Origin of the sequence: Acinetobacter sp. 1294243 (assembly GCF_000588015.1) — a bacterium.
Lineage (GTDB): Bacteria > Pseudomonadota > Gammaproteobacteria > Pseudomonadales > Moraxellaceae > Acinetobacter > Acinetobacter pittii.
Window position 1 is genome coordinate 1 of sequence record NZ_JFXG01000053.1, and the last position, 1,537, is coordinate 1,537.

The 1,537-nt window shown below is 50.2% G+C and carries 1 protein-coding gene; it reads right to left on the reverse strand.

The features are described 5' to 3' along the window. On the reverse strand, nt 1–1,537 hold a 1,537-nt coding region (locus tag J655_RS25470; protein ID WP_032053451.1), incomplete at both ends, for an MSCRAMM family adhesin SdrF.

The following is a 1,537-nucleotide window of genomic DNA, read 5'->3' on the forward strand; positions in this document are numbered from 1 at the left end:
GTCACTGTCAGAGTCTGAGTCACTGTCAGAATCGCTATCAGAGTCGCTGTCAGAGTCAGAATCGCTGTCGGAATCAGAGTCGCTGTCAGAGTCAGAATCCGAGTCACTGTCAGAGTCTGAGTCACTGTCAGAATCGCTGTCAGAGTCAGAATCGCTGTCGGAATCAGAGTCGCTGTCAGAATCAGAATCGCTGTCAGAATCCGAGTCACTGTCAGAGTCTGAGTCACTGTCAGAATCGCTATCAGAGTCGCTGTCAGAGTCAGAATCGCTGTCGGAATCAGAGTCGCTGTCAGAGTCAGAATCCGAGTCACTGTCAGAGTCTGAGTCACTGTCAGAATCGCTGTCAGAGTCAGAATCGCTATCAGAATCAGAGTCGCTGTCAGAATCAGAATCGCTGTCAGAGTCAGAATCGCTGTCAGAGTCTGAGTCGCTGTCAGAGTCAGAATCGCTGTCAGAATCGCTGTCAGAGTCAGAGTCGCTATCAGAATCAGAGTCGCTGTCAGAGTCAGAATCGCTGTCGCTATCAGAGTCTGAGTCACTGTCGGAATCAGAGTCGCTGTCAGAGTCAGAATCAGAGTCGCTGTCAGAGTCAGAATCCGAGTCACTGTCAGAGTCTGAGTCACTGTCAGAATCGCTGTCAGAGTCAGAATCGCTATCAGAATCAGAGTCGCTGTCAGAATCAGAATCGCTGTCAGAATCAGAATCGCTGTCAGAGTCAGAATCGCTGTCGCTGTCGCTGTCAGAGTCTGAGTCACTGTCGGAATCAGAGTCGCTGTCGGAATCAGAGTCTGAGTCACTGTCAGAATCAGAGTCGCTGTCAGAATCCGAGTCACTGTCAGAGTCAGAATCGCTGTCAGAATCCGAGTCACTGTCGCTATCAGAGTCTGAGTCACTGTCGGAATCAGAGTCGCTGTCGGAATCAGAGTCTGAGTCACTGTCAGAATCAGAGTCGCTGTCAGAATCCGAGTCACTGTCAGAGTCAGAATCGCTGTCAGAATCCGAGTCACTGTCGCTATCAGAGTCTGAGTCACTGTCGGAATCAGAGTCGCTGTCGGAATCAGAGTCTGAGTCACTGTCAGAATCAGAGTCGCTGTCAGAGTCAGAATCACTGTCAGAGTCAGAATCACTGTCAGAGTCAGAATCACTGTCAGAGTCTGAATCGCTGTCAGAGTCAGAATCGCTGTCGCTGTCAGAGTCTGAGTCACTGTCGCTATCAGAGTCTGAGTCACTGTCGGAATCAGAGTCGCTGTCGGAATCAGAATCGCTGTCAGAATCAGAGTCGCTGTCAGAGTCAGAATCGCTGTCAGAATCCGAGTCACTGTCAGAGTCAGAATCGCTGTCAGAATCCGAGTCACTGTCAGAGTCAGAATCGCTGTCAGAATCGCTGTCAGAGTCAGAGTCGCTGTCAGAATCCGAGTCACTGTCAGAGTCAGAATCGCTGTCAGAATCCGAGTCACTGTCAGAGTCAGAATCGCTGTCAGAATCCGAGTCACTGTCAGAGTCAGAATCGCTGTCAGAATCACTGTCAGAGTCAGAG